The organism is Microbacterium bandirmense, assembly GCF_037204185.1.
Classification (GTDB): Bacteria; Actinomycetota; Actinomycetes; order Actinomycetales; family Microbacteriaceae; genus Microbacterium; species Microbacterium bandirmense.
This window is the reverse complement of sequence record NZ_JBBDGM010000002.1, coordinates 84,843-110,304: the sequence shown is the minus strand read 5'-3', so window position 1 is coordinate 110,304 and position 25,462 is coordinate 84,843. Positions and strand designations below refer to the sequence as shown.

Annotated in this window: 26 protein-coding genes and 1 riboswitch; of the genes, 18 read left to right on the top strand and 8 right to left on the bottom strand. The window is 69.5% G+C overall.

What is annotated here, in order from left to right; all coding sequences use genetic code 11:
• Positions 1 to 62: 62 nt before the first annotated feature.
• The 13 genes from WDU99_RS02515 (at position 63) to WDU99_RS02455 (ending at position 11,828) form a co-directional block, all read left to right on the top strand.
• Positions 63 to 626: a GNAT family N-acetyltransferase gene (locus WDU99_RS02515; protein ID WP_337330867.1), complete on the top strand. Its 564-nt coding sequence runs from the start codon at positions 63 to 65 to the stop codon at positions 624 to 626.
• Positions 627 to 754: 128 nt separating this feature from the next.
• The gene (locus WDU99_RS02510) at positions 755 to 1,618 is read left to right on the top strand and encodes an Fpg/Nei family DNA glycosylase (protein ID WP_337330866.1); all 864 of its coding nucleotides are present in this window, start codon (positions 755 to 757) and stop codon (positions 1,616 to 1,618) included.
• Between the two features lie 57 nt (positions 1,619 to 1,675).
• Positions 1,676 to 1,816: riboswitch (FMN riboswitch) on the top strand.
• Between the two features lie 50 nt (positions 1,817 to 1,866).
• Positions 1,867 to 2,895, top strand: coding sequence for a bifunctional diaminohydroxyphosphoribosylaminopyrimidine deaminase/5-amino-6-(5-phosphoribosylamino)uracil reductase RibD (gene ribD, locus WDU99_RS02505; RefSeq protein ID WP_337330865.1), 1,029 nt, complete (start codon positions 1,867 to 1,869; stop codon positions 2,893 to 2,895).
• A complete protein-coding gene (locus tag WDU99_RS02500) occupies positions 2,895 to 3,524 on the top strand; it encodes a riboflavin synthase (protein ID WP_337330864.1) in 630 nt (209 codons plus the stop codon). Before ribD ends, WDU99_RS02500 begins: the two co-directional genes overlap by 1 nt.
• A complete protein-coding gene (gene ribA / locus WDU99_RS02495; RefSeq protein ID WP_337330863.1) occupies positions 3,521 to 4,789 on the top strand; it encodes a GTP cyclohydrolase II in 1,269 nt (422 codons plus the stop codon). The genes WDU99_RS02500 and ribA overlap by 4 nt, the downstream gene beginning before the upstream one ends.
• Entirely contained in the window at positions 4,786 to 5,280 is a 495-nt protein-coding gene (gene ribH / locus WDU99_RS02490; protein ID WP_337330862.1) for a 6,7-dimethyl-8-ribityllumazine synthase, read from the top strand. The genes ribA and ribH overlap by 4 nt, the downstream gene beginning before the upstream one ends.
• A gap of 89 nt (positions 5,281 to 5,369) precedes the next feature.
• Positions 5,370 to 5,726, top strand: coding sequence for a Fe-S protein (locus WDU99_RS02485; protein WP_337330861.1), 357 nt, complete (start codon positions 5,370 to 5,372; stop codon positions 5,724 to 5,726).
• A 154-nt stretch (positions 5,727 to 5,880) separates the two neighbouring features.
• Entirely contained in the window at positions 5,881 to 7,053 is a 1,173-nt protein-coding gene (locus WDU99_RS02480; RefSeq protein WP_337330860.1) for an ABC transporter substrate-binding protein, read from the top strand.
• A 23-nt stretch (positions 7,054 to 7,076) separates the two neighbouring features.
• Positions 7,077 to 7,955 carry a branched-chain amino acid ABC transporter permease gene (locus tag WDU99_RS02475; RefSeq protein WP_337330859.1) on the top strand — a complete coding sequence of 293 codons (879 nt, stop codon included), beginning with the start codon at positions 7,077 to 7,079 and terminating at the stop codon, positions 7,953 to 7,955.
• Positions 7,955 to 9,676, top strand: a complete 1,722-nt coding sequence (locus WDU99_RS02470) for a branched-chain amino acid ABC transporter ATP-binding protein/permease (RefSeq protein ID WP_337330858.1) — start codon at positions 7,955 to 7,957, stop codon at positions 9,674 to 9,676. The genes WDU99_RS02475 and WDU99_RS02470 overlap by 1 nt, the downstream gene beginning before the upstream one ends.
• Positions 9,669 to 10,394 carry an ABC transporter ATP-binding protein gene (locus tag WDU99_RS02465; protein ID WP_337330857.1) on the top strand — a complete coding sequence of 242 codons (726 nt, stop codon included), beginning with the start codon at positions 9,669 to 9,671 and terminating at the stop codon, positions 10,392 to 10,394. The genes WDU99_RS02470 and WDU99_RS02465 overlap by 8 nt, the downstream gene beginning before the upstream one ends.
• On the top strand, positions 10,391 to 11,614 hold the full coding sequence (locus WDU99_RS02460) for an alpha-hydroxy acid oxidase (protein ID WP_337330856.1): 1,224 nt from the start codon (positions 10,391 to 10,393) through the stop codon (positions 11,612 to 11,614). The genes WDU99_RS02465 and WDU99_RS02460 overlap by 4 nt, the downstream gene beginning before the upstream one ends.
• Positions 11,615 to 11,657: 43 nt before the next feature.
• Positions 11,658 to 11,828: a hypothetical protein gene (locus tag WDU99_RS02455; protein WP_337330855.1), complete on the top strand. Its 171-nt coding sequence runs from the start codon at positions 11,658 to 11,660 to the stop codon at positions 11,826 to 11,828.
• 19 nt (positions 11,829 to 11,847) lie between these two features.
• Here WDU99_RS02455 and WDU99_RS02450 read toward each other — a convergent pair whose 3' ends face one another.
• Both WDU99_RS02450 and WDU99_RS02445 read right to left on the bottom strand, forming a co-directional pair.
• Positions 11,848 to 12,222, bottom strand: coding sequence for a type II toxin-antitoxin system VapC family toxin (locus tag WDU99_RS02450; RefSeq protein WP_337330854.1), 375 nt, complete (start codon positions 12,220 to 12,222; stop codon positions 11,848 to 11,850).
• Positions 12,219 to 12,473: a FitA-like ribbon-helix-helix domain-containing protein gene (locus WDU99_RS02445; protein ID WP_337330853.1), complete on the bottom strand. Its 255-nt coding sequence runs from the start codon at positions 12,471 to 12,473 to the stop codon at positions 12,219 to 12,221. The genes WDU99_RS02450 and WDU99_RS02445 overlap by 4 nt, the downstream gene beginning before the upstream one ends.
• Positions 12,474 to 12,592: 119 nt before the next feature.
• On the opposite strand from WDU99_RS02445, the gene WDU99_RS02440 reads away from it, so the two are divergent.
• On the top strand, positions 12,593 to 12,799 hold the full coding sequence (locus WDU99_RS02440; RefSeq protein WP_337330851.1) for an AsnC family protein: 207 nt from the start codon (positions 12,593 to 12,595) through the stop codon (positions 12,797 to 12,799).
• A gap of 38 nt (positions 12,800 to 12,837) precedes the next feature.
• Positions 12,838 to 14,721, top strand: coding sequence for an ABC transporter ATP-binding protein (locus WDU99_RS02435; protein ID WP_337330850.1), 1,884 nt, complete (start codon positions 12,838 to 12,840; stop codon positions 14,719 to 14,721).
• A 2-nt stretch (positions 14,722 to 14,723) separates the two neighbouring features.
• Here WDU99_RS02435 and WDU99_RS02430 read toward each other — a convergent pair whose 3' ends face one another.
• Both WDU99_RS02430 and WDU99_RS02425 read right to left on the bottom strand, forming a co-directional pair.
• Positions 14,724 to 15,050 carry an FAD-dependent oxidoreductase gene (locus WDU99_RS02430; protein ID WP_337330849.1) on the bottom strand — a complete coding sequence of 109 codons (327 nt, stop codon included), beginning with the start codon at positions 15,048 to 15,050 and terminating at the stop codon, positions 14,724 to 14,726.
• 162 nt (positions 15,051 to 15,212) lie between these two features.
• On the bottom strand, positions 15,213 to 17,084 hold the full coding sequence (locus WDU99_RS02425; RefSeq protein WP_420063973.1) for a phosphoenolpyruvate carboxykinase (GTP): 1,872 nt from the start codon (positions 17,082 to 17,084) through the stop codon (positions 15,213 to 15,215).
• A 110-nt stretch (positions 17,085 to 17,194) separates the two neighbouring features.
• On the opposite strand from WDU99_RS02425, the gene WDU99_RS02420 reads away from it, so the two are divergent.
• Complete coding sequence (locus tag WDU99_RS02420) at positions 17,195 to 18,637, top strand: helix-turn-helix domain-containing protein (protein ID WP_337330848.1); 1,443 nt, start codon at positions 17,195 to 17,197, stop codon at positions 18,635 to 18,637.
• 46 nt (positions 18,638 to 18,683) lie between these two features.
• Here the strand turns inward: WDU99_RS02420 and WDU99_RS02415 are convergent, their stop codons facing one another.
• From WDU99_RS02415 to WDU99_RS02400, 4 genes are all read right to left on the bottom strand, one after another.
• A complete protein-coding gene (locus tag WDU99_RS02415; protein WP_337330847.1) occupies positions 18,684 to 19,460 on the bottom strand; it encodes a thioesterase family protein in 777 nt (258 codons plus the stop codon).
• A 28-nt stretch (positions 19,461 to 19,488) separates the two neighbouring features.
• Positions 19,489 to 20,526 carry a winged helix DNA-binding domain-containing protein gene (locus WDU99_RS02410; protein ID WP_337330846.1) on the bottom strand — a complete coding sequence of 346 codons (1,038 nt, stop codon included), beginning with the start codon at positions 20,524 to 20,526 and terminating at the stop codon, positions 19,489 to 19,491.
• 140 nt (positions 20,527 to 20,666) lie between these two features.
• On the bottom strand, positions 20,667 to 22,115 hold the full coding sequence (locus WDU99_RS02405; RefSeq protein WP_337330845.1) for a glyceraldehyde-3-phosphate dehydrogenase: 1,449 nt from the start codon (positions 22,113 to 22,115) through the stop codon (positions 20,667 to 20,669).
• A gap of 141 nt (positions 22,116 to 22,256) precedes the next feature.
• The gene (locus WDU99_RS02400) at positions 22,257 to 23,432 is read right to left on the bottom strand and encodes a DUF998 domain-containing protein (protein ID WP_337330844.1); all 1,176 of its coding nucleotides are present in this window, start codon (positions 23,430 to 23,432) and stop codon (positions 22,257 to 22,259) included.
• A 50-nt stretch (positions 23,433 to 23,482) separates the two neighbouring features.
• On the opposite strand from WDU99_RS02400, the gene WDU99_RS02395 reads away from it, so the two are divergent.
• Together WDU99_RS02395 and WDU99_RS02390 are read left to right on the top strand one after the other, a co-directional pair.
• Positions 23,483 to 24,037, top strand: coding sequence for a GNAT family N-acetyltransferase (locus WDU99_RS02395; protein WP_337330843.1), 555 nt, complete (start codon positions 23,483 to 23,485; stop codon positions 24,035 to 24,037).
• A 9-nt stretch (positions 24,038 to 24,046) separates the two neighbouring features.
• The gene (locus tag WDU99_RS02390; RefSeq protein WP_337330842.1) at positions 24,047 to 25,453 is read left to right on the top strand and encodes an amidase; all 1,407 of its coding nucleotides are present in this window, start codon (positions 24,047 to 24,049) and stop codon (positions 25,451 to 25,453) included.
• Positions 25,454 to 25,462 lie beyond the last annotated feature (9 nt).

Sequence of the window (25,462 nt, the reverse complement as noted above, 5' to 3'; positions counted from 1 at the left end):
GACGGCCGCCCTCGGATTCTACCCGCGCAGGAGCGGACGCCGAACGCCGCTACGCTGGCGCGATGGAACCGGTGACCCTGCGCACAGAACGACTCGTCCTCAGCATCCCGACCGAGGCGGATGCGGATGCCATCACGAGCGCCTGCCAGGACCCCGAGGTGCCCCGCTGGACCACCGTGCCGAGTCCGTACACGCGGCAGGATGCCGTCGACTTCGTCGCGCTGGTCGCCGGCTGGTGGGCCGAGGGCGTCGAGACCGTCTGGGCGATCCGATTCGACGGCCGGCTCGCCGGCATGATCGGGCTGCACAGGATCGCGCCGCACCCGCACGGCGGCGAGGCCGAGATCGGATTCTGGGGAGTCGCGGAGTTCCGCGGCCAGGGCCTCATGGGCGAGGCGGCCCTGGCGGTCATCGACTACGCCTTCGACGAGCTGAAGCTCGCACGGGTGGCGTGGCGGGCCGTCGCCGGCAACGTGCCGTCGGCGCGCACGGCCCGAGGCCTCGGCTTCCGCTACGAGGGGATGCTGCGCCAGGGGCTGACCAGCTCGCGCGGCCGCGACGACGGCTGGGTGGCCGGTCTGCTGGCATCCGACGACCGCACCCCGGTGGAGTGGCCCGTGCTCTGACGCACGAAACGCAGGAGAACGCGCGAAACGCAGGAGCGGATGCCAGGATGCGCCCTGCATTTCATGCGAACTCCTGCATTTCGGGCGACCCCCTGTGGCATGTCGGCGCAGCGTGACAGGATGACGGCATGCCCGAGATGCCGGAGGTGCAGGGGCTGGTCGACTTCCTCGGCGAGCGCGCGGTCGGCCGTGCCATCACCCGCACGAGCGTGGGCGAGATCGCCGCGCTGAAGACCTACGACCCGCCGAACACGGCCCTGCACGATGCGACGATCACCGCGACGGCGCGACACGGCAAGTTCATCGACCTCGCCTGCGGCGACGACCTGCACCTCGTCTTCCACCTCGCCAAGGCGGGATGGCTGCGCTGGTATGACGAGCTGCCGACGACGCTGATCCGGCCCGGCCGCAGCCCGATCGCGCTGCGGGTGGCACTCGACGACGGCAGCGGGTTCGACCTCACCGAAGCAGGTACGAAGAAGTCGCTGGCCGTGTACGTCGTGCGCGACGTACACGGCGTTCCGGGCATCGCCCGTCTGGGCCCTGATCCGTTCGATCCGGACTTCACCCGCGACGCCTTCGCCGCACTGCTGACGGGCCGGCGCACACAGATCAAGGGCCTGCTGCGCGACCAGTCGCTGATCGCCGGCATCGGCAACGCCTACTCGGACGAGATCCTGCACGCGGCGCGGATGTCTCCCTACGCGCCGGCCGCGAACCTCGACGAGGCCGACATCGACCGCCTCTACCAGGCGATGCAGACGACGCTGCGGGATGCCACGGCCGAGGCGTCCGGAAAGCCGCCGGCCGATCTGAAGGATGCCAAGCGCTCGGGCTTCCGGGTGCACGCCCGGCGCGGTGAGGCCTGCCCGGTGTGCGGCGACGAGATCCGCAGCGTGTTCTTCGCCGATCGCAGCCTGGAATACTGCCCGACGTGCCAGACCGGCGGCAAGGTGCTCGCCGATCGGCGGCTGTCACGCCTGCTGAAGTGACTCCGAGATCGTGGGAATGAATCCCTCGCGCCGGCGTTGAGTACACTCAGAAGCATCAACGTGCTCCGGGGTCGGTGTGAATCCGAACCGGCGGTGACAGTCCGCGAACGCCTGGCGACAGGCGCCGATCCGGTGGAATTCCGGAACCGACGGTGATGCGAGCGTCAGCTCGCTAGTCCGGAAGAGAGGCAGCACGAGCGGCGCGCACGCGCCCGCTGCCATCCCCGGTTCCCAGAGAAGGAAGACCGATGGCAGTGACCGAGATCGAACGCGACGCGATGCGGCGCGCTCTCTCGCTCGCGACGCGCGGGCCCCGCGGCCTCAACCCCCAGGTCGGTGCGGTCATCCTCTCCCCCGCCGGCGAGATCCTCGCCGAGGGCTGGCACCGCGGCGCGGGCACGCCGCACGCCGAGGTCGATGCGCTCTCGAAGCTGACCCCGGATGCCACGCGCGGGGCCATCGCCGTCGTCACGCTCGAGCCGTGCAATCACACCGGTCGCACCGGTCCCTGCGCACAGGCGCTGATCGATGCCGGCGTCGCCCGCGTGGTGTACGCGCTCGATGACCCGGGCGACCAGTCCAGCGGGGGTTCGGATCGCCTGCGTGCGGCCGGAGTCGACGTCGTCGCGGGCGAGCAGTCCGAGCAGGCCCATGAGCTCATCGCCGATTGGCTGACCGTGCAGCAGCGCGGACGTCCTCACGTCACCGTGAAGTGGGCGCAGAGTCTGGACGGCCGGGCGGCGGCATCCGACGGCACCAGCCAGTGGATCACCGGGCCGGACGCCCGCGCCGACGTGCACCGCCGCCGGGCCGAAGCCGACGCGATCGTCGTCGGCACCGGCACGGTGCTCGCCGACGACCCGGCGCTCACCGCCCGCGACGGCGAGGCGCTGCGCCCGCAGCAGCCGGTGCCGGTCGTGATCGGGGCGCGTCCGATCCCCGCGGATGCCGCCGTGCACCGGCATCCGCATTCCCCGCTCTTCTACGACACGCACGACCTCGCCGAGGTCCTGACCGATCTCGGCGAGCGCGGCGTGCAGCGCATCTTCGTCGAGGGCGGTCCGACCCTCGCGAGCGCCTTCATCGCCGCCGGGTTCGCCGACACCGTGCTCGCCTACATCGCGCCGGTGCTGCTGGGCGGCGACCGCCTCGCGCTCACCGACATCGGCGTCGCCACCATCGGCGACGCCCGACGCCTGCAGGTCGACGAATGGGTTCCGCTCGGTGCGGACCTGCTCGCGATCGCCCACCCCGTCTCACCACCGGAAGGAAGCTGATGTTCACCGGAATCATCGAGGAGATCGGCGAGATCGCCGCGATCTCGCCCTCGGGCGACGGCTGGCGACTCACCGTGCGCGCGCCGAAGGCGGCATCGGATGCCGTACACGGCGAGTCCATCGCCGTGAGCGGCGTCTGCCTGACCGTGGTCGGCTCCACCGCCGACACGTTCGACGCCGATGTCATGAAGCAGACGCTCGACGTCTCGGCACTCGGGTCGGTCGAGGTCGGCTCGCGCGTGAACATCGAGAAGGCCATGCCGGTCGGTGCACGCCTGGGCGGGCACATCGTGCAGGGTCACGTCGACGGCACGGGCACGGTGCTCGAGGTGCGGCCCGGGGAGCAGTGGCGCGTGCTGCGGTTCAGCCTGTCCGACGACCTCGCCCCGCTCGTCGTCGACAAGGGGTCGATCAGCGTGGCCGGCACGTCGCTCACCGTCAGCGCGGTCTCCCCCGTTGACGCAGCCTCTCCCTGGTTCGAGGTGTCGCTGATCCCGGAGACCCTCGAGGCGACCATCCTCGGCTCCCTCGAGGTGGGCGACCTCGTCAATCTCGAGACCGACATCCTCGCCCGGCACGTCGAGCGAATGCTGGCATTCCGCTCCCACCCGGAAGGAGGCTCACGATGAGCCTTTCCCCCATCTCCGATGCGCTCGATGCGCTGCGCGCCGGCCGACCGGTGATCGTCGCCGACGACGAGAACCGCGAGAACGAAGGCGACATCATCATCTCGGCCGAGCTCGCCAGCCCCGAGGTGATGGCGTGGATGGTGCGCTGGACGTCAGGACTGATCTGCGCCCCCATGCCGGCCGACCTCGCCGACCATCTGAACCTGCCGCCGATGGTCGAGACGAATGAGGATGCCCGGTCGACGGCCTACACGGTCAGCGTCGACGCCGCATCCGGCGTCACCACCGGCATCAGCGCGCGCGACCGCGCGCTGACCCTGAACGTGCTCGCCAACCCCGAATCGACCAGCACGAGCATCATCCGCCCCGGACACATCCTGCCGCTGCGCGCGGTCGACGGGGGCGTGCGTGAGCGTGCCGGCCACACCGAGGCGGCCGTCGAGCTCATGCGAATGGCCGGTCTGCAGCCCGTCGGCGCGATCGCCGAGGTCGTGGCCGAGGACGGCAGCATGATGCGTCTTCCCGGCCTGCTCGAGCTCGGCGAGCGCGAGAACGTTCCGGTCATCACGATCGAGCAGATGATCGCCCACCTGAACGAGCACGAGCCCCGGGATGCCGGTGCCGCACACCCCGCGCAGCGCCGCGTCAGCCTGCGGGCCGACGCCAACGTGCCGACCACCCACGGATCGTTCCGCGTGCTCGCCTACAAGGACCGGGTCACCGGCACCGACCACCTGGCGATCACCTCGGGCGCGCTCAGTGACACCGCGCTGGTGCGCGTGCACTCCGAGTGCCTCACCGGCGAGGCCTTCGGCTCGTTGAAGTGCGAGTGCGGCCCGCAGCTGCAGACCGCCCTCGACCGGATCGAGAAGGAGGGCGGCGTCGTCATCTACATGCGCGGTCACGAGGGACGCGGCATCGGGCTGATCAACAAGCTGCGCGCGTACAGCCTGCAGGAGGACGGCCTCGACACCGTCGACGCGAACCTCGCACTGGGTCTGCCGGCGGATGCCCGCGACTACGCGGCCGCCGCGGGCATCCTCACCGATCTCGGCGTGTCCAAGGTGCGCCTGCTCACCAACAACACCGACAAGGTCGCCAAGCTGCGCGAGCTCGGACTCGATGTCGTCGAGCAGGTGCCGCTGCTCGTCGGCGTCGGCCCCAACAACCACCAGTACCTCGAGACCAAGCGCGATCGCATGGGCCACATCATCGGCGAAGCCGAGCTGGCCGAAGCGCTCGCCCACGGAAAGGACGACGCATGAGCCGCGCCGGAGCCCCCACCCCCACTTCCCCCATCGACGGCAGCGGTCTGCGCGTCGTCGTGATCGCCGGAACCTGGCACGAGACGATCTCGAACGGCCTGATCGCCGGCGCGCAGCGCGTGCTGGATGCCGCGGGCGCCGAGCACTCGCTGGTGCACGTGCCCGGGTCGTTCGAGCTGGCCGTGGCCGCGCAGGCGGCGTTCGCCGGCGGAGCCGACGCCGTGGTCGCGCTGGGCGTGATCATCCGCGGCGGCACCCCGCACTTCGAGTACGTCTCCGCCGCGACGACTGACGGGCTCACGCGGGTGTCGCTGGATGCCGGCAAGCCGGTCGGCTTCGGGCTGCTCACCCTCGACGACGAGCAGCAGGGTCTGGACCGTGCGGGCCTGGAGGGCTCGCAGGAGGACAAGGGCGCCGAGGCCGCGGATGCCGCGCTGCGCACCGCACTGGTCGTGCGCGCCCTTCGACAGGCTCAGGGACCGCGCGGCTGACCCTCCTCCACCGGTTCCTGAGCGAGCGCAGCGAGACGAAGGGCCGGTATCAGACACCACCCGCGCGTGGGGACGGCTAGCCTGGGGTCATGGAGACCCTGCGCCACATCGTCCTGTTCATCCACCTGATCGGCTTCGCCACGCTCTTCGGGGCCTGGGCCGTGCAGGCCTTCGGCGGCAAGCGCGAGATCACGCGCCTGATGCACATCGGCATCTCGATCGCGGCCGTCGCGGGGCTCGCTCTCGCGGCTCCCTGGGGGATGCCCGAGGGCGCGGAGTTCAATTACGCGAAGATTGGCACGAAGCTGGTCATCCTTCTCGTCATCGGCGCCTTCCTCGGCATCGGCCAGGGGCGTCAGCGCAAGTCGGGCGCCGTCCCACCCGTGCTGTTCTGGGGCATCGGCATCCTGACGCTGGCCAATGCGGGCATCGCCGTCCTCTGGTGATCCGTCACGGCACCACACCGGTGTCGCACTATGATCGATCCATTGCCGAACCCGTGCGCATCGAAGAGGCTGACGCGCCATCCCCGGTGACCACGATGTCTCGTGGTCTCGTCGGCAATCCTGCAATTCGTGTGCCTCGCTGATTGGAATCCCCATGCGCAAGCTGCTCAGCACCGCCGTCGTCCTGTCCGCATCCGTTCTCGTGCTCGCCGGCTGCAGCAGCAGCGGTGACGGCGGGGGTGGTACGGCCGAAGGCCTCACCGGCTCCGGCAGCGGTGACAGCTGTGTCATCGACGCGACGGTTCCCGTCGGCGCGGCGCTGAGCCTCACCGGCGGTGCCGCCAGCTACGGCGAGTCGCAGCAGAAGGGACTCGAGCTGGCCGTCGAGCACCTCAATGAGAAGGACGGCGTGGAGTACGCGCTGTCCGTCGAGGACGACGCGACCGACCCCCGACAGGCGATCAGCGTATTCGAGGGCTTCGTCGCCGACGGCTCGAGCGCGATCATCGGCCCGACCCTGTCGAACACCGCCTTCCAAGCGCAGCCCATCGCGCAGGAGTCCGGCGTGCCGGTGCTCGCCATCTCGAACACCGCCACCGGCATCACCGAACAGGGTGACTTCATCTTCCGCGACTCGCTCACCGAGGCGCAGGTCATCCCGCAGACCATCGCGGCGGCCAAGGAGAAGCTCGGCCTTGAGAAGGTCGTCGTGATGTACAGCAACGACGACGCGTTCACCGAGTCGGGCTTCGAGGTCATGGAGTCGGCGCTGGAGGACGAGGGCATCGAGGTCGCCGACACGCTCACCTTCTCGGTCAAGGACACCGACTTCCGCAGCCTGCTGACGACCGCGAAGCAGCAGGATCCCGACGCCATCGTCGTCTCCGCCCTGATCGAGGCGGCCATCCCGCTGGTGACGCAGGCCCGCGAGCTCGGCATCGACCAGCCGATCATCGGCGGCAACGGATTCAACAACCCCGCGCTGATGGCCGACGCCGGCGACGCCGCCGAGGGCGTCATCGTGGGCGCCGCCTGGAACTCCGCCTCCGACAGCCCCGAGAACACCGACTTCATGGCGGCGTTCGAGGAGAAGTACGGCGCCGGTCCCGACCAGTTCGCGGCCCAGGCGTACGCCGGCATGCAGATCATCGACCACGCCGTGCGGGTGAACTGCTCGGGTGAGCGCACCGACGTGCAGGACGGCCTCACCCAGGTGACCGACCTGCCGACCCCGCTGGGCGCGATCAGCATCAACGCCGACCGTGACGCCGAGCACCCGGCCGTCGTGCAGATCGTGAAGGACGGCGCGTTCGCCGTTCTGCAGTAACCCGCTGAACGCAGAGAGACACCATGCAGCAGCTGCTGAACGGTCTGTTCCTCGGTTCGATCTATGCCCTGTTCGCCATCGGCTTCACGCTGGTGTTCGGCATCCTCGACCGACTGAACCTGGCCCATCCCGCCGCGTTCGCCGCCTCGGCGTTCTTCGGAATCTGGCTCTCCGAGTCGTTCGACATGCCCATCGCGCTGGTGCTTGTGCTGGTGTTCGCCTTCGGCGCGATCCTGGGCCTGCTGATCGAGCGCATCGCGTTCCGCCCGCTGAAAGAGCGTCCCGACGCGCACTTCGCGGGACTGATCTCATCGATCGCCGTGGGCGGCATGCTGATCGCGCTGCTGCAGGCGGTGTTCGGCCCGAACACCCGACGGTTCCCGGTCGGCACAGTACCCGACGACGCGATCGAGTTCGGTGCCGGGGTGACCGCCAGCGTTCTGCAGATCGTGATCGTCGCGGTGTCGCTGGGCCTGATGATCGGGCTGACGATCCTGGTGGGGCGCTCATCGCTGGGACGCTCCATGCGCGCGGTCGCCGAGAACCCGGGTGCGGCCCGGGTTCTCGGTGTGAACGTCGACCGGGTGACGGCGACCACCTTCGCGATCTCCACGGCGCTCGGCGCGGTCGCCGGCGTGCTCTTCGCGTTGAGTGTGAACAGCGCCCAGTTGGGAATGGGCTCGGCCATCGAGCTGAAGGGCCTGGCTGTCATCATCGTCGGCGGCATGGGGTCACTCCCCGGGGCGCTGGTCGGCGGGCTGCTGCTGGGCATCGCCGAGGTGTTCGCCATCCAGTACGTCGGATCGAGCTGGCGCGATCTGATCGCGTTCGCCCTGCTGTTCCTGATCCTGCTGGTGCGTCCGCAGGGGCTGTTCGGCAAGCGCAAGGTGCGTGAGGTCTGATGCTGCTCACCGAATCGACCCTCGTCTTCATCGCGCTCAACGGCGTCTTCGCGTTCTCGTTCTACGCAGTGCTCGTCGCGGGCCAGCTGAGCCTGGCCCAGGCCGGCTTCGCGGGCATCGCGGCGTTCGCCGCCGCGGCGATCGCACCGGCGCCCACGCTGTGGGGCCCGATCCCGACCCTGCTGTTCGCCATGGTGATCGGCATGCTGGTGGGTGGTGCTGCGGCCGCCGTCCTCGGCCTTCCGACCATGCGGCTGCGCGGGGTGTTCCTCGCGATCGCCACGCTCGGTGCGGCCGAGGCCATCCGCATCTTCCTGCTGAACGCGGAATGGACCGGCGGCGCGCAGGGCATGCCCGTGCCGAAGATCATGACGCCGCTGATCGCCTGGATCGTGCTGCTGCTGGTGGCGTACTGGTTCTGGCGGCAGGGCCGCTCGCGCTACGGGCGTGCGCTGGATGCCATCCGCGAGGACGAGCTGGCGGCGCGCTCCATCGGCATCAACGTCGGCGGTCACCGGCTCAGCGCCTTCGTCGCGGCCGGTGTGCTCGCCGGGCTGTACGGCGTGATGTGGGCGTACTACCTGCGACTCATCGCCCCCGAGGACTTCGCGTTCGAGAAGGCGATCGACGGTCTGGTGACGGCAGTGGTCGGCGGTACGGCCAACTTCCTCGGCCCGATCCTCGGCAGCGGATTCCAGACCCTGCTGCCCGAGCTGCAGCGCATGATCGGGATCGAGGCCGGTTGGATCCGTCCGTTCATCTCGAGCCTGCTGCTGCTGGTGGTGATCCTGTACCTGCCGGGTGGCATCGCGAGCCTCATCCCCCGCCGCAGGCAGCGCATCGATGTCTCGACGCTCGACGACGGCGAAGCGGTGGCCGGCCGCGTGCATCCCGCGAAGGGTGAGGTGGTCGCGCAGCTGACGGGTCTGTCGAAGGAGTACGGCGGCGTGCACGCGGTGCGCGGCGTCGACCTGACCGTCCGCAGCGGTGACGTGGTGGGTCTGATCGGGCCGAACGGCGCCGGCAAGACCACCCTGGTCAATATGATCAGCGGCCTGACCCCGCCGTCGGCGGGAACGGCCACCGTACTCGGCATCACGATCGGTCGCACTCCCGTGCACAAGATCGCGGCGGCGGGCGTCACCCGCACGTTCCAGCATTCGAAGCTGTTCAACCGCCTGACGGCGCTCGAGAACGTGCTGATCGGTGCGCACCTGGTCGCCAGGCCGACCTTCCTGCGCCGGTTGCTGTGGCTGCCGTCCGCACGCCGTGACGAGCGTCAGGCGCTTGAGCACGCCGCACGCTGCCTGCGCCGCGTTGGGCTGCTCGAGAAGGCCGATGTCACCGCCAAGAGCCTGTCGTACGGCGACCAGCGCCGCCTCGAGATCGCCCGTGCCCTCGCCGCCGATCCATCGCTGCTGATTCTCGACGAGCCGGCCGCCGGCATGAACCACGTTGAGGCCGAGGGTCTGTCCGACCTGATCCGCTCGCTCACCGACGATGGTCTGACGATCATCTTCATCGAGCACAACGTGGGCATGGTGCTCGACACCTGCGATCACATCGTGGTGCTGAACTTCGGCGAGGTGCTCGCCGACGGCACCCCCGCCGAGATCGCGGCGGATGAGCGCGTGATCGAGGCGTACCTCGGTGCCGCCGACGAGGATGCCGTCGATCGGCCGTCCGCGGCCGCGACGACCCCGGAGGAGCGCAATGACTGAGCCGCTGCTGAGTGTCACCGACCTGTCGGTTTCCTACGGGCGCGTCGAGGCCGTGCGCGGTGTCTCGTTCGACGTCGCCGCCGGATCGCTGGTCACCCTGGTCGGCGCCAACGGCGCCGGCAAGTCGTCGATCATCAACGCCATCTCGGGGCTCGTCAAGCCCTCGAGTGGAAAGATCGTGTTCGAGGGCTCCGACGTCACCAAGACGAAGTCGCATCGCCTCGTGCCGCGCGGCCTGGTGCAGGTGCCGGAGGGGCGGCAGATCCTCGCCACGATGACGATCGCCGAGAACCTGCAGCTGGGTGCCCGCTACTACGGCTCCGGCGCGAGCGCGGGCATCGACGAGATGTATCAGCGCTTCCCGGTGCTCGGCGAACGTCGCAAGCTGGCCGCAGGATCGCTGTCGGGTGGTGAGCAGCAGATGCTGGCCATCGCGCGGGCGATGCTCGCGAAGCCCCGACTGATCCTGATGGATGAGCCCTCGATGGGGCTGGCGCCGAAGATCGTCAACGAGGTGTTCGCGGTGATCGACGAGGTGCTCGCCGCCGGCACCACGGTGCTGCTGGTCGAGCAGAACGCCCGTCGCGCGCTGCAGGCCGCCAGTGAGGGACACGTGCTGCAGAACGGCGAGATCGTGCGCTCCGGGGCACCCGAGGCACTGCTCGCCGACGACGACATCATCCAGGCCTACCTCGGCACCGGTCGGTCGCAACAGTGACCACGCGGCGCCGCGTCGTGCGCCGCATCCCGACGTGGGGTGCGGTCGCTCCTCTGCTCGGATTCCGGCGCCCGGTGTGGAACGGCGTCGATCGGCGGCTTGCGCGCGCCCTGTCGGTGAAGGACCTCGCCCGCATCGCGCGCCGGACCACTCCCCGCTCGGTGTTCGACTACGTGCACGGCGCCGCCGAGGACGAGCTGAGCCTGACGCGGGCGCGCCGCGCGTTCGCGGGCGTGGAGTTCGAACCGCGGGTGCTGCACGACGTCGCCGAGGTGGACACGTCCACGACCATCCTGGGGCGACCGGCGGCGTTCCCGCTGATCATGGCGCCGACGGGTTTCACGCGCATGATGCAGCACGAGGGCGAGATCGCGGTCGCTCGTGCCGCCGAGCGTGCCGGCGTGCCGTACACGCTCTCGACGATGGGCACGACCTCACCCACCGAGCTGCAGCAGGAGGTGCCCGGCGGGACGAACTGGTTCCAGCTGTATCTCTGGAAGGACCGCGACGGCACCCGCAAGCTCGTCGACGACGTGCGCCGCGCCGGCTACGACACCCTCGTGTTGACCGTCGACACCCCGGTGGCCGGCAATCGCCTGCGCGACGCGCGCAACGGGCTCACGATCCCTCCGACGCTGAATCTCAAGACCATGTGGGACATGGCGTGGCATCCGTCATGGTGGTTCAACGTGCTCACCACCGACCCGATCGAGTTCGCGAGCCTGCGCTCGTTCGACGGCACCGTCGCCGAGCTGGTGGCGAAGATGTTCGACCCGAGCCTCAAGATCGAAGACCTCGCGTGGCTGCGCGAGCAGTGGGACGGCAAGCTGGTCGTGAAGGGCATCCAGTCGGTCGCCGACGCGCAGCGGGTGGTGGATGCCGGGGCTGATGCCCTGGTCGTCTCGAACCACGGCGGGCGCCAGCTCGACCGCGCCCCCACTCCCCTGCGGCTGCTGCCGGAGGTCGCGTCTGCGGTCGGCGATCGCGCCGAGATCTTCCTCGACACCGGCATACTCTCCGGCGCCGACGTGCTCGCCGCCGTCGGGCTCGGCGCGGATGCCTGCATGGTCGGCCGCGCGTATCTGTACGGCCTGATGGCCGGCGGCGAGCGCGGAGTGGATCGGATGCTGCAGATCATGCGCGATGAGGCCGTGCGCACGATGCAGCTGTCGGGCGTCTCGACGGTCGCCGAGCTGCGCGGGCGGGTGCGACTGGGCTGAACGGCCCCTGGTCGGGCTCGGCGGCGGGGCGTACCCTGTCGCCATGGCGACGCTCTTCACCATCCCGCATTTCGACGGGTACCCCGCCGTGCTCGCCGTGGTGGATGCCATCGATGAACAGCTGCTGCGCGAGGTGCTCACCGACGCCTGGGTGCTGCGCGTGCCGACCACCATCGGCCGGGCCTGGCTCGCCGAGCACGGTCTGAGCGAGTAGCGCACGACGCCGACATCACCTACGGGACGATGACGTCGCAGTAGCGCTCGGCGGTCCGGGCGAGCTTCCGATCGAGGGTGACCAGCGGATACCCCAGCGCCTCGGCAAGAACGACGTACCCGGCGTCGTAGGCGGAGATGTCGTGGCGCATGGCCCAGACCCGTGGAATCAAGTCCGTCATCGGATGCCGCTCGATGTCGAGCTGCAGAAAGCTGTCGAGCACTTCACGAGCGCCGTGCGCCGGCAGCTCGTCGCGCTGGACTCTACGGCGCAGCACCGCGACGACTTCGAGATCGAGTCCGCAGTGGGCGTGAAAACGACCATCCTCGGGCAGCGATGCACCATCGAGAAGCACATCGACCAGAGCCGACGCGTCGAGCACCACGTCGGTCATCGCCGGTCCAGCTCCGCGTCGCGTTCAGCACGTACTTCGTGCACAGCCTCCAGGATCTCCTCACGCGTCATCGCGTAGCCTCCCGCGCGAGCACGCTCCCGAGCATCCGCGAGGATCTCGGCATTGCTCCGATACCGCACGAGCTTCTCCAGCTCTCGTGCGACGTAGTCGGACAGCGACATCCGCTCGGCTGCCGCGCGCTCCTTCAGCCGCGCGTGCACCTCGTCGGGAAGGTTCCTCACTTGAAGCATGCGGCTCATACTGCCATGATCGCATGCGCACCACATGCGATGGCCACCAATTCTGTGGATAACTCCCCTCGCGTCAACAAACATTGACAATCTTGGATTGTCAACCTAAGCTGACGCACATGAACCGTCACACCGCTCTCGCGACCGATCCGGCGGGCGAACCTCTCGCCGAGTTGCACCACCTCGCCGGCATCCGCCGCGAGATCGCGCGCGCCGAGGAGGCGCAGGTGCGTCGCGCCCGACTGGCCGGGTACTCCTGGCAGGCGATCGCGAGCGCCCTCGGCGTAACCAGACAGGCGGCGCATAAGAAGTACGGCAGACAATAGAAGCACTCCCACCGCATCCCCTCACGAACGAGGTCCCCATGTCTCGCACGGCGCCAGCACGCCGACGCGGACGCCGTGCGCAGCAGGACGGCCCGCGCGCCACGTTCCGCCAGCTCCTCCCCTTCCTCTTCGAGCACAAGAAGGTGCTCGCCGTCGTCGCCGTGCTCAGCATCGTCGGCGCCGCCGCCTCACTGGTCCAGCCCCTGCTGGTCGGGCAGGTCATCGACCGGGTCCAGCGTGGCGAGATGCTCGGCGGCCTGGTATGGCTGCTGATCGGGTTCGTGATCATCGCCTCGGTGATCTCGGGCTACCAGCACTACCTGCTGCAGCGCACCGGCACCGCGGTCGTCTACTCCAGCCGCCGCAAGCTGATCGCACGCATCCTGCACCTGCCGATCAGCGAGTTCGACGCACGCCGCACCGGAGACCTGGTCTCGCGCGTCGGCACCGATACGACGCTGCTGTACGCGGTGCTCACCCAGGGACTCGCGGATGCCGTCGGCAGCGCGCTGCTGTTCGTCGGCGCACTGGTCGCCATGCTCATCATCGACCCGCTGCTCCTGCTACTGATCGTCGGCGTCATCGGCGTCTCGGTGGTCGTCGTCGTGGCGCTCAGCGGTCGCATCCGCACAGCATCCGCCGCGCAGCAGCAGAAGGTCGGCGAACTGGCATCCGGCATCGAGCGGGGCATCTCGTCGATCCGCACCGTGCGCGCTTCAGGTGCGACCGAGCGCGAGACCGCCGCCGTCGAGGGCACCGCCCGCGAGGCGTATGGACTGGGCGTCCGCATCGCGAAGATCTCGTCGCTGGTGGTGCCCATCGCCGGGATCGCGCTGCAGCTGTCACTGCTGGTCGTGCTCGGCGTGGGCGGGTTCCGGGTCGCATCCGGCGCCCTCACCATCGCCTCGCTGGTGACCTTCATCATGTTCCTGTTCATGCTCATCATGCCTTTGGGACAGGCGTTCGGCGCGATCACCTCGGTCAACCAGGCCCTCGGAGCCCTCGGCCGCATCCAGGAGGTGCTCGACCTGCCGACCGAGACCGAGAACGACGAATCGGATGCCACGGTGACCGCCGCGGCCGTGGTGGGCGCTCCGGCCATCGAGTTCCGCGACGTGCGGTTCCGCTACCCCGACGACGTCATCGCCGCCCGCGAGGCCGCCGCCAAGGAGGCGCAATCGCTGCTCGTCGACGCGCACCTGGAGCGTGCCGCCGACGACGTCGTGTCCGACGTGGATCGCGATGTGCTCAAGGGTGTCTCGTTCTCGGTGCCGCGCGGTTCACGCGTCGCGCTGGTCGGCCCGAGCGGCGCGGGCAAGAGCACGATCCTCTCGCTCATCGAGCGCTTCTACGATCCCACCGGCGGGTCGATCCGCCTCGCCGGCCACGATGTGCGCACCTACCCGCGCGAGCAGCTGCGCGCGCAGTTCGGCTACGTCGAGCAGGATGCCCCGACCCTCGCCGGCACGCTCGCCGAGAACCTGCGCCTGGCGGCGCCCGACGCAACCGACGACGACTGCGAGCGCGTCCTGCGCTCGGTGAACCTCGGTGATGTGCTCGAGCGCAGCCCCCTGGGGCTGGAGGCTCCCGTCGGCGAGGACGGCGTGATGCTCTCCGGTGGTGAGCGTCAGCGCCTGGCCATCGCCCGCGCGCTGCTCACCGAGGCGCCCATCCTGCTGCTCGACGAGTCGACCTCGTCGCTGGACGGCGTGAACGAACAGCGCATGCGCGAGGCGATCGACGCCGCCGCCGAGGATCGCACGCTGCTGGTGATCGCGCACCGACTGTCGACCGTCGTCGACAGCGACCTGATCGTGGTGCTGCAGGGCGGTCAGGTCGAGGGCCAGGGCACGCACGACGAGCTGGTCGAGTCGACGCCGCTGTACCGCGACCTCGCGCGACACCAGCTGCTGACGACCTGAGGTCACGCCGTCGGCCAGGCCGGCACCTCGATGGGGTCGCGCAGACTTCGTCCCATCACCAGGTTCGCCACCAGCCGGACATCCATCATCCGCATCAGCGCGTTGCGCAAGCGCAGCTTGCCGCGCGTGAGCGGGGCGAACGCCGTGCCCAGTCCCCGTGCACCATCCTGCTTCGCGATGTCGAAGCCCGCACCCCAGAAGTCGATCAGGTATCCGCCGGTGCGCAGCTCGGGCGATTTCTCGACCAGGGTGACCTCGTGCCCGGCACGGCGCAGCCAGTGCGCCAGGGCGGGACCCGCGATGCCCGCCCCCACGATCAGCGTCCTCATGCTCATCTCCAGACCGACGAGGGAGCCAGTGCTCGGAGTCTAATCCTCGCCGTGGGCGGGCGTCGCTGCTCGCACGAAGACGCGACGGCGGGATGCCGGAGACCACTCAGCCATGGGTCGTCTCCAGCATCCCGCCGTCGCGGGTCCTTCGTCTGCGCCGGGTCAGCGCGCGGCGGTGAGCCGGTAGCGCAGCGCCTCGAGCTCGCTGCGCAGCGCCGACGGCAGGCGATCGCCGAAGATCGAGTAGAACTCCTCGGTCGAGTCCGCCTCGGCCTGCCAGGCATCGACGTCGACCTCGAAGAGCTCATCGAGATCGGCATCCGAGATCTCCAGGCCGTCGAGGTTGAGGTCCTCGCGACGCGGCAGGCGGCCGATGGGGCTGTCGACGGCGTCGACCTCGCCCGAGATGCGACGGATGATCCAGTCGATCACACGCGAGTTGTCGCCGAAGCCGGGCCACAGGAACCGCCCGTCCTCACCGCGGCGGAACCAGTTCACCTGGAAGATGCGCGGAGCCCGATCGAAGCGCAGCGTGCGACCGACCTTCAGCCAGTGCGCGAAGTAGTCGCCCATGTTGTAGCCGCAGAAGGGCAGCATCGCGAACGGGTCGCGGCGCAGCTCGCCGACCTTCCCCTCCGCTGCGGCGGTGCGCTCGGACGAGATCGTCGATCCGAGGAAGACGCCGTGAGTCCAGTCGGTCGCCTCGACGACCAGCGGCACGTTGCTGGCGCGGCGTCCGCCGAACAGGATCACATCGAGCGGCACGCCCTCGGGCGCCTCCCAGTCCTCGGCGATCTGCGGGCACTGCGCTGCGGAGACCGTGAAGCGCGAGTTCGGGTGGGCCGCAGGCCGACCCGAATCCGGCGTCCACGGGTTGCCCTCCCAGTCGATCAGGTCGGTGGGCGGCGTGTCGGTGAGCCCCTCCCACCAGACGTCGCCGTCGGGGCGCAGCGCCACGTTCGTGAAGATCGTGTTGCCCCAGAGCGTCTCGACCGCGGTGACGTTCGTCGACTCGCCGGTACCAGGGGCGACGCCGAAGAAGCCCGCCTCGGGGTTCATCGCGTGCATCCGTCCGTCTTCGCCGGGGCGGATCCAGACGATGTCATCGCCGAGGGTCTCGACCGTCCAGCCCGGGATGGTGGGACGCAGCATGGCGAGGTTGGTCTTGCCGCACGCCGAGGGGAAGGCGGCGGCGATGTGGTGGGCCTTGCCGTTCGGGTCGGTGACGCGGATGAGCAGCATGTGCTCGGCGAGCCAGCCCTCGTCGCGGGCGATCACCGAGGCGATGCGCAGAGCGAAGCACTTCTTGGCGAGGATCGCGTTGCCGCCGTAACCGGAGCCGTACGAGTAGACCTCGAGCGTGTCGGGGAAGTGCACGATGTACTTGTCGTCGTTGCACGGCCACTCGACGTCGGATTGGCCCGGTGCGAGCGGGGCACCCACGGAGTGCACCGTCTTGACCCACGGTGCACCCTCGGCGATCTGGCGGGTGACGGCGTCGCCGACGCGCGCCATGATGCCGATGGATGCCACCGCGTAGGCGCTGTCGGTGACCTGCACTCCGATGTGGGAGAGCTCTCCGCCGATCGGTCCCATCGAGAACGGCACGACGTACATGGTGCGCCCGCGCATGGAGCCCTCGAAGAGACCGTCGAGCTTCTGACGCATCTCGGCGGGGTCGGTCCAGTTGTTGGTGGGGCCGGCATCCTGCTCGCGCTCGGAGGCGATGAAGGTGCGCGCCTCAGTGCGGGCGACGTCACTGGGGTGCGAGCGGGCCAGGTACGAGCCGGGCCGCCACTCGGGGTTGAGCTTGATGAGCTTTCCCTCGTCGACGAGACCGCGCATGAGCGCGTCGTTCTCGGCCCGGGAGCCGTCGATCCAGTGGATGCGCTCGGGCTGGGTGAGGGCGGCGATGCCGTCGACCCATTCGCGCAGCTCAGTCATGGCCGGCGTGTCATACGCCGGCACCGCACCGAAGCTGCGCAGCGGTGCGACGGCGGGGGTGCGGGGGGCGTACGTCTCGGCGAGTGCCATGTCTGCTCCTTTGAAGAGGGATGCTGTACGTCCATCATCCGCGAGGTTTCGGCTCACTTTCAGGCGGCTCGACTTGAAAGAACAGCTGATCTTTCGGATATGCTCAAGGAATGGCGACCAGCGGACTCGAACTCAGCACACTCGGACATCGCATCCGGCATCACCGCACGACCAAGGGGTACACCCTCGATGAACTCGGCGCGCGCGTGGGGATCGCTGGTTCGCAGCTGAGCCTGATCGAGAACGGCAAGCGCGAGCCGAAGCTGTCACTGCTGCAGGCGATCGCCGAGGCCTGCGCCACCGACGTCGCCGATCTCATCTCGGGTGAGCCGCCGAACCGGCGAGCCGCGCTCGAGATCGAGCTCGACCGGGCGCAGGCGAGCCCCGTGTTCCGCCAGTTGGGCATCGCTCCGATCCGCGTATCGAAGGGCATGAGCGACGAGACGATCGAGGGGGTGCTCGGGCTGCACCGCGAGCTGCACCGTCGCGAGAGCGAGGCGATCGCCACGCCCGAGGAAGCGCGCCGCGCCAACACCGAGATGCGCCTGACGATGCGCGCCAAGGCGAACTATCTGCCTGAGATCGAGGCCCTCGCCGAGAAGCAGCTCAAGGCCGCCGGGCACGTGTCGGGCGCCCTCACCCACCGCACGGTGAGCATCATGGCCGAGAAGCTCGGGTTCGAGCTGATCTACGCCGGCGACCTGCCCCACTCGACCCGATCGATCACCGACCTCGAGAACGGCCGCATCTACCTGCCGCCGGCGTCCATCCCGGGCGGTCACGGACTGCGCTCGATGGCGCTGCAGGCGATGGCGCACCGCCTGCTGGGTCACACTCCCCCGACCGACTACGCCGACTTCCTGCAGCAGCGCCTCGAGATCAACTACTTCGCCGCGTGCTGCCTGATCCCCGAGACCGCGGGCGTGACGTTCCTGCAGCAGGCGAAGAAGGATCGCAACCTCGCCGTCGAGGACTTCCGCGACGCCTTCGGAGTGACCCACGAGGCCGCCGCGATGCGCATGACCAATCTGATGACGCACCATCTCGACATGCGCCTGCACTTTCTGCGAGTCGACGAGAACGGTGCCATCACCCGGGTGTACGAGAACGATGACCTGCCGCTGCCGATGGATGTCACCGGCGCTGTGGAGGGACAGCCCGCCTGCCGCAAGTTCTCGGCGCGCGCCGCGTTCGATCAGCACAACCGCACCACCGAGCACTACCAGTACACCGACACCCCGTCCGGCACGTTCTGGTGCGCCACGCAGATCGGCTCGGCCAGCGACGGCGGCTTCTCGATCACGGTCGGGGTGCCCTTCGACGATGCGCGCTGGTGGCGAGGGCGCGAGACGCAGCATCGCGCCCAGTCGGCCTGCCCCGACGAGTCGTGCTGCCGACGGGCATCCGCCGCGATCAGCCAGCGCTGGGAGGGACGCGCCTGGCCCAGCGCCCGCGTGCACACGCACATGTTCTCTCCGCTGCCGCGCGGCGCATTCCCCGGCGTCGACGACAGTGAGGTGTACGAGTTCCTCGATCGGCACGCCGCCGAGTGATGCGCCGGGGCGACGACGTCGGATGCCGGATGCCGGATGACGGTCGTCAGCGCCGGCGCAGCGTCAGCGTCTGCGACGAGGTGCCCAGCGGCCCCGACTCGTCGCTGATCACGGACTCCGTCAGCCCGACCCCGTCTGGCCCGAATGACACCGAGGTGTCGAGTCCGATCCACTCGCCCACCGGCTCGCGGAACAGGCTCGCGGTGAGGTCGACGTTCGGATAGAGCACCTCGGTCGGCGAGACCCGGATCGCGACGCCGTTCGCGAAGTCGAGGGCGCCGATCAGACGCGACCGCGGCGAGATGGCCTCGTCGGCCAGCAGCGGCACCTGCGGGCGCAGCCAGCTCTGAGCCCGGCCGGGCCCGAAGTCCCGGTGGTGGAAGTCGACCGATCGAATGGCGCCTCCCAGCCATCCGGCATCCGCCTCCCACCCGTCGAGTTCCTCGCGCGGCGGCATGGCCGCCAGCGCGGAGCCCGCGATGTCGCCGGTGTCGGAAGTCTGCAGCATCCACGCCCGCAGGGTCAGAGCCGCACGCCCGCCCTGGCTGAGCGTCGCCTCGACGAGCTCGATCGTGCGGCCCGGGCGCACCACCCGGGTGCTCACCTCGAACGCCGCCATCGGGATGACCCCGAGGATGTCGAAGTTCACGCGGGCGAGCGCCAGCGGCGCGTCCGGTCGCCGCGCGGCGTGGTCGACCTCGACGATGTGCGCCAGCAGTCCCAGCACCGGCGCGACGTGCTGCTCGGCGGGATTCCACGCTCCCCCGACGTGTTCGGTCGGTTCGTACTCGGTGGCGGACAGGCGGTGGAAATAGTGCGGCACAGCCTCATCCTCTCGCACCGAGAAGGTGTCAGCTCTCGACGAAGCGCGCGAAGCGCGCGAGGGCGGATGCCACGGACGCGTCCGCTCCGTGGCCGTCGAACATCTGCGGCAGCTCGTTTCGCGTGGCGGCCGCGTGCGACCAGGTGCCGGTCACGCGGCCCGATTCGATCACGGTAGGCCGGACCATGCCGTTCTTCCCGGGTCCGACCGCGCCCGCGTTCTCGGGATCGCAGACCGAGGTGCGATCGGCGTACGAGATGTAGTACTCGTCGAAGGCCGGCAGCGCGAACGCCGTCGCATCGTCCAGGCTGCGGCGAGCGCTCTTCAGCGCCGCATACACCCCGGCATCCGTCTCCTGCACCCGACCCTGCGCCCGCTCGGCGGCTTCCCGCGCGGCCGTGAGCGTCAGGCCCGACCACCAGGCGAAGTCGCGCGCTCCGGCAGGGCCATGTCCGTCGATGTACCGCACGAACAGCTCAGCCAGCGGGTCGTCCGGCTGCACGGATTCACCCACCCGGTCATCGACGGCGACGAACCGCTGCTCGCGGGTGATCCCGTCCGATTCGACGACAGGGCCCTGGCAGATCAGTCCGTCGATCGTCAGGGTGAACAGCAGGTGGATGCCACGCTGTCCCGAAGGATCGATGCCGACGCTCTCGAACCGGGTGAAGGCCTCCGCTCTCGTGCATCCGCCGTCGGAGAGCGCTGGGCGCAGCGCGTTCGCCGCGGCGGCCACCATTTCGTCGTCGATGCCGAGGTCGCGGTGCCTGCCTGCGGCCTGCTGTCGTTGACGCGCGGCCGTGACGGAGAGCACCCAGCCCAGATCGCGGGCCGGGATGATGTGCAGCGTGCCGCGCGTCGTCCACGCGCGCACGAGCTCGCCGCGCGCGAAGGCGGCATCGACGTCACGCAGGAACACGCCCTTCGTGCGCACGCCCAGCGCCCAGCGCCCGGCGAGAAAATCCTGGGCCTGCACGGCGAGCATGTGCTCCGCAGCATCCGACACCGATCGCGCCGGCGCGGTGAGCCGATGAGATCGGAGGCGGTGGCTGCGCAGCTCGCTCATCGTCCCATCATGGCGCGAGCCGCCGACATGCGTGCCGGATCACTGATGCGACAGGCGCGCAGCGGCGTGTCGCCGCCGGACACGCCGTCGCGACAGCATCCGATCAGTGATCCGGTACATGACGAGCCGCGCTCACGGGCTCAGCCCCGCAGCGTCACCTCACGGCGCGGCGGCAGCACCACCGGGTGGGCGCCCGCCATCACCTCGAGCACGCGGACGACCTGGCACGAGTATCCGTACTCGTTGTCGTACCAGACGTACAGCACCACGTCGCGGTCGTTCGCGATGGTGGCCAGGCCATCGACGATGCCGGCGCGGTGCGAGCCGACGAAGTCGGTGGAGACGACCTCGGGGCTCTCGATGTAGTCGATCTGCTGGCGCAGCTTCGAGTGCAGCGAGACCCGGCGCAGATAGTCGTTGAGCTCGTCCTTCGTGGCCGGGTTCTCGAGCGTGAGGTGCAGTACCGCGAGCGACACATCCGGAGTGGGCACGCGGATCGCCGATCCGGTGAGCTTGCCGGCCAGCTCGGGCAGAGCGCGCGCGACCGCCTTGGCGGCACCGGTCTCGGTGATGACCATGTTGAGCACGGCGCTGCGACCGCGGCGGTCGCCCTTGTGGAAGTTGTCGATGAGGTTCTGGTCGTTCGTGAACGAGTGCACGGTCTCGACGTGCCCTCGGACGATGCCGTACGCCTCGTCCATTGCCTTCAGCACGGGCGTGATGGCGTTGGTGGTGCACGATGCCGCCGAGACGATCCGGTCATCGTCCGTGATGGTGGAGTCGTTGATGCCGTGCACGATGTTCTTCAGCTCGCCCTTGCCGGGTGCTGTCAGCAGCACCCGTGCGACGCCGTTGGCCTGCAGGTGGCGACTGAGGCCCTCTTCATCGCGCCACCGCCCGGTGTTGTCGACGATGATCGCGTCGCGGATGCCATGGGCGGTGTAGTCGACGCTGGCCGGATCATCCGAGTAGATCACCTGGATGCGGTTGCCGTTGGCGATGATCTGCGAGCGCTCCTCGTCGACATCGACGGACCCCTCGAACCGGCCGTGCACCGAGTCGCGCAGCAGCAGCGATGCGCGCTTGACGAGGTCGTTCTCGGCTCCCTTGCGCACGACGATCGCGCGCAGGCGCAGTCCGCTGCCGCCGCCGGTGTGCGCGATGAGGATGCGGGCGAGCAGCCGTCCGATGCGGCCGAAGCCGTACAGCACCACGTCGACCGGCTCGGCGAGCTCGGCTCCGAGCGCGGGGGCGAGCGCCTCACGCAGGAACCCCTCGAGGTCGCGACCGCTCGCGGCGTGCTCCTCGATGAGCCGCGCGACGTCGAGCGACGACGCCCCCGGCTGAATCTCGCACAGCGCCTCGAGCACGGCGAGGGTGTCTTCGAGTTCGAGCCGGCCGTGACCGAGTGCGGCGACGCGCTCGTGCACCTCGAGGATGCCCGCCGTCGAGAGCCCGAGAAGCCGGTGGCCGTGCAGCGAGGTCACGACATCACGACTGCGGTTGAGTCGGCCGATCAGCGGGATCATCCGCTCGGCGAGTTCTTCTTCTGCCTGCCATTCGTCGCGATGCGTCGCGATGTCGTACATGTGCGTCCTTGCGGTGCGGGCGCGCCGATGGGGGTCTCGACGCGGGCGGAGTGCGGGCGGATGTGCCCGCTTACAGCGTACGTCGGCGACTGGGCCCCAGCCCGGCGGATCCGAGTGTCAAGATCAGGGATTCTATGCGGCTCACGTAAAGTTCCGCGATTCGGATGCCTGATTGGCGCGTGTGGATGCCGATTCTTGCGATCGCGGTGAGGCGTTCTGGGATGCGGATGCTGCTCCCGCGGTGCGCAGGAAGAGGATGATCCACGTGAAGATCAGGATGCCGGCGATGAGCTCGACGGCGGTGAGGTTGTAGTAGCCGGTGGCGAAGAAGACACCGAGCAGGATGATCACGGCGACGAAGATGTAGCCGACGCCGAAGAACACCCGCGGCAGCGTCGGCAGCAGCCACGGCAGCGCGCACACGACGACCGCGTAGATGACGGCCATGCCGGTGGCGACCGTGTTGTGCACGAGGAAGAACCTGTCGACCGGGAAGACGCCCACGCACGCGAGCAGCACGCCGACGAGCACCAGCCCTGCGCGCACCTGGGTGCGACGACGGCGCTGCAACGCTGTGCCGACCGGCAGTCCCGCCGTCGCATAGCGCGCGATGGTCGTGACGATGACGCCCGAGATGATGAGCGTGAAGTTGAACGCCGGCGCGGCCTGATTGCTGGCCATGCCCAAGGCCGAGAGGTTGTCGCGCCACCAGTCGGGATCGGTGGACTCGAGCATGCTCGCGAATGCGCCGATCACGAGGAAGATCGCCAGCGCCAGTGACAGCGACAGCGGCGTGAGCGCCGCCGCCCCGAGGAAGGCGATGTAGGCGGTGAGCGCGAAGGCGACGCCGACGAGCACCGCGCCCGGGAACGCGTACACCGGTGCGCCGATGAAGCTGAGCTCGAGCAGCTGTGCGATACCCAGCCAGCCCAGCACCGCGACCGCGCCGTAGGCGGCGCTGATCGCGATGAGGTCGTACCAGCGCAGCCGCACCTCGGCGGTGTCCTCGCCCGCGGCATCCTCGCCCGCAGACTGTTCCTTCGATGCCTCGCGCTGCGGCCGCACGGCCACCCTGCCCAGCACGAACGCTATCACCGCGACGATGCCCCCGCCGATCGCGGCGTACACGCCGATCGATCCCGGCCCGCTGATCGAGAGCTGCGCTCCCCAGAACAGCATCAGCGAGATGAGGAATCCGAGCACGAGTGCCGCTGCCCCGACGAGCACGGCGATCGTCTCGAGTGCCTCGGCGGTGCGGGCCGGCCGGCGCAGGGCATCCTCGCTCCGCTCGATGAAGCGACGCAGTCTCTCAGCCATTCCCTCCGGCCGATGGCGGCCGCCTCCCGGCAACACTCTAGAGTCGTCGCATGGCCGACGACGTCTTCCCCCACCGCACGGCGAGACTGACACTGCGCTTCCACGAGTCGCGCGATCATGATGACCTGCTGCGCGTATATCGCCGCGACGACGTCGCCCGCTACCTGCTCGAGGAACCGTGGACGGACGAGCAGACCTCCGAGCGCCTCGCCAAGCGCATCACTCGCCGCACGCTCTTCGACGAACCGCATGCACTGTCGCTGATCATCGAGGACGAGCAGGGGCGCTACGCGGGCGATCTGGCTCTGTGGCTCACCGACGTCGAGCACGGGCAGGCCGAGGTCGGCTGGGTCCTCGATCCCGGGCACGCAGGCCACGGCTACGCGACCGAAGCCGCGTCGGCTCTGCTGAAGCTGGCGTTCACCCGGCTCGACGTGCACCGGGTGAAGGCCGAGATGGATGCCCGCAATGCGGCGAGCGCCGCCCTCGCCCGCCGATTGGGATTCCGGCTCGAGGGGCACATGATCGAAGACCTCTACTGCAAGGGCGAGTACACCGACACGTTCGTGTTCGGCATGCTCGCCCGCGATCTGCCCCCGTCGTAGGCTCGCGTCATGCCCGAATTGCACGACCTGACGGCGCTCGACCAGCTCGCCGCGCTGAGCGACGGCGAGATCTCACCGCTCGAACTGGGCGCGCACTACCTGACCCGCATCGCCCGCCTCGACGGTCGGGTGGGTGCGTTCGCCGAGGTGACCGCGGATGCCGCGCTGGCGCGCGCCGAGCACCTCGCCCGCTCGGCACCGGACGGCGCACTGTGGGGGCTGCCGTTCGGCGACAAGGACCTCGTCGCCCGCGCCGGAGTGCCCACGCGCTTCGGCTCGCGGCTGCACCGCGATTTCGTGCCGGATGCCACGGCCGATGCGGCCGCGGTGCTCGATGAAGCCGGCGGCGTCAGCCTGGGCAAGACCAGCACCCCCGAGTTCGGGCTCACCGGATACACCGAGACGCAGATCGGTCCGCCCGCGCGCGACCCGTGGAACCTCGACAACGGCGCGGGCGGCTCCAGCGGCGGGGCCGCAGCCGCCGTGGCCGCCGGGCTGCTGCCGCTGGCACCGGCATCCGACGGCGGAGGGTCGATCCGCATCCCGGCCGCGACCGTCGGGGTGGTCGGCATCAAGCAGTCCCGGGGACGCGTGCCGTTCGCGGCGGGTCTGGACAGCCCAGGAGGTCTCCCGGTGGCCGGGCCCATCGCCCGCACGGTGGCCGATGCGGCCCTGCTGTTGGACGTTCAAGTGGCCGGCCGGCCGCATCCGTACGCGACGCAGGCGCCCGGTGGCGGACCGTTCGTCGAAGCCGCACAGCATCCGACGGCGTTCGCGCGCATCGGCATCACCACGGTGTCGCCGTGGGACGACGCCGACGACATCCGCCTCGACCCCGAGGCGGCACGCGCCGTCGATGTCGCGGCGGCGCTGCTGGCGGATGCCGGGCACGGCGTCGATCCGCTGGACTGGCGCCCGCGTGGCTACGCCGAGCTGTTCACGACGATCTGGCGCATGAGTGCGGCGCGCATGACGCTCACCGACGCGGAGCTCGAGCTGGTCGAGCCGATCACCGCGTGGCTGGTGCGCGAGGGGCGCACCCTCAGCGGCGCCCAGGTGCTGGACGCGCTCGCGGCAGCATCCGCGTTCGAACGCGACACGATCACCGCCTTCGCACCGTTCGACGCCGTACTCACCCCCGCACTCGCGCTGCCGCCGCAGCCGATCGGCTGGTTCGATCGCGCCGACGCCGCGCGAGGCTTCTCGCAGCAGGTGCGCTACGCGCCGTACAGCAGCTTCGTGAATGTGGCCGGGCTGCCCGCCCTGGTGCTGCCGGTGACCGTCGACCCGTCGGGCCATCCGGTGAGCGTGCAGCTGATCGGCCGCCCCGGGGGCGAGGCGCAGATCATCGCGCTTGCCGCCGGCCTGGAGCAGCAGGTGGGTCGGATGCCGACACCGGCGCTCTGGACGATGTGAGGCACGGCT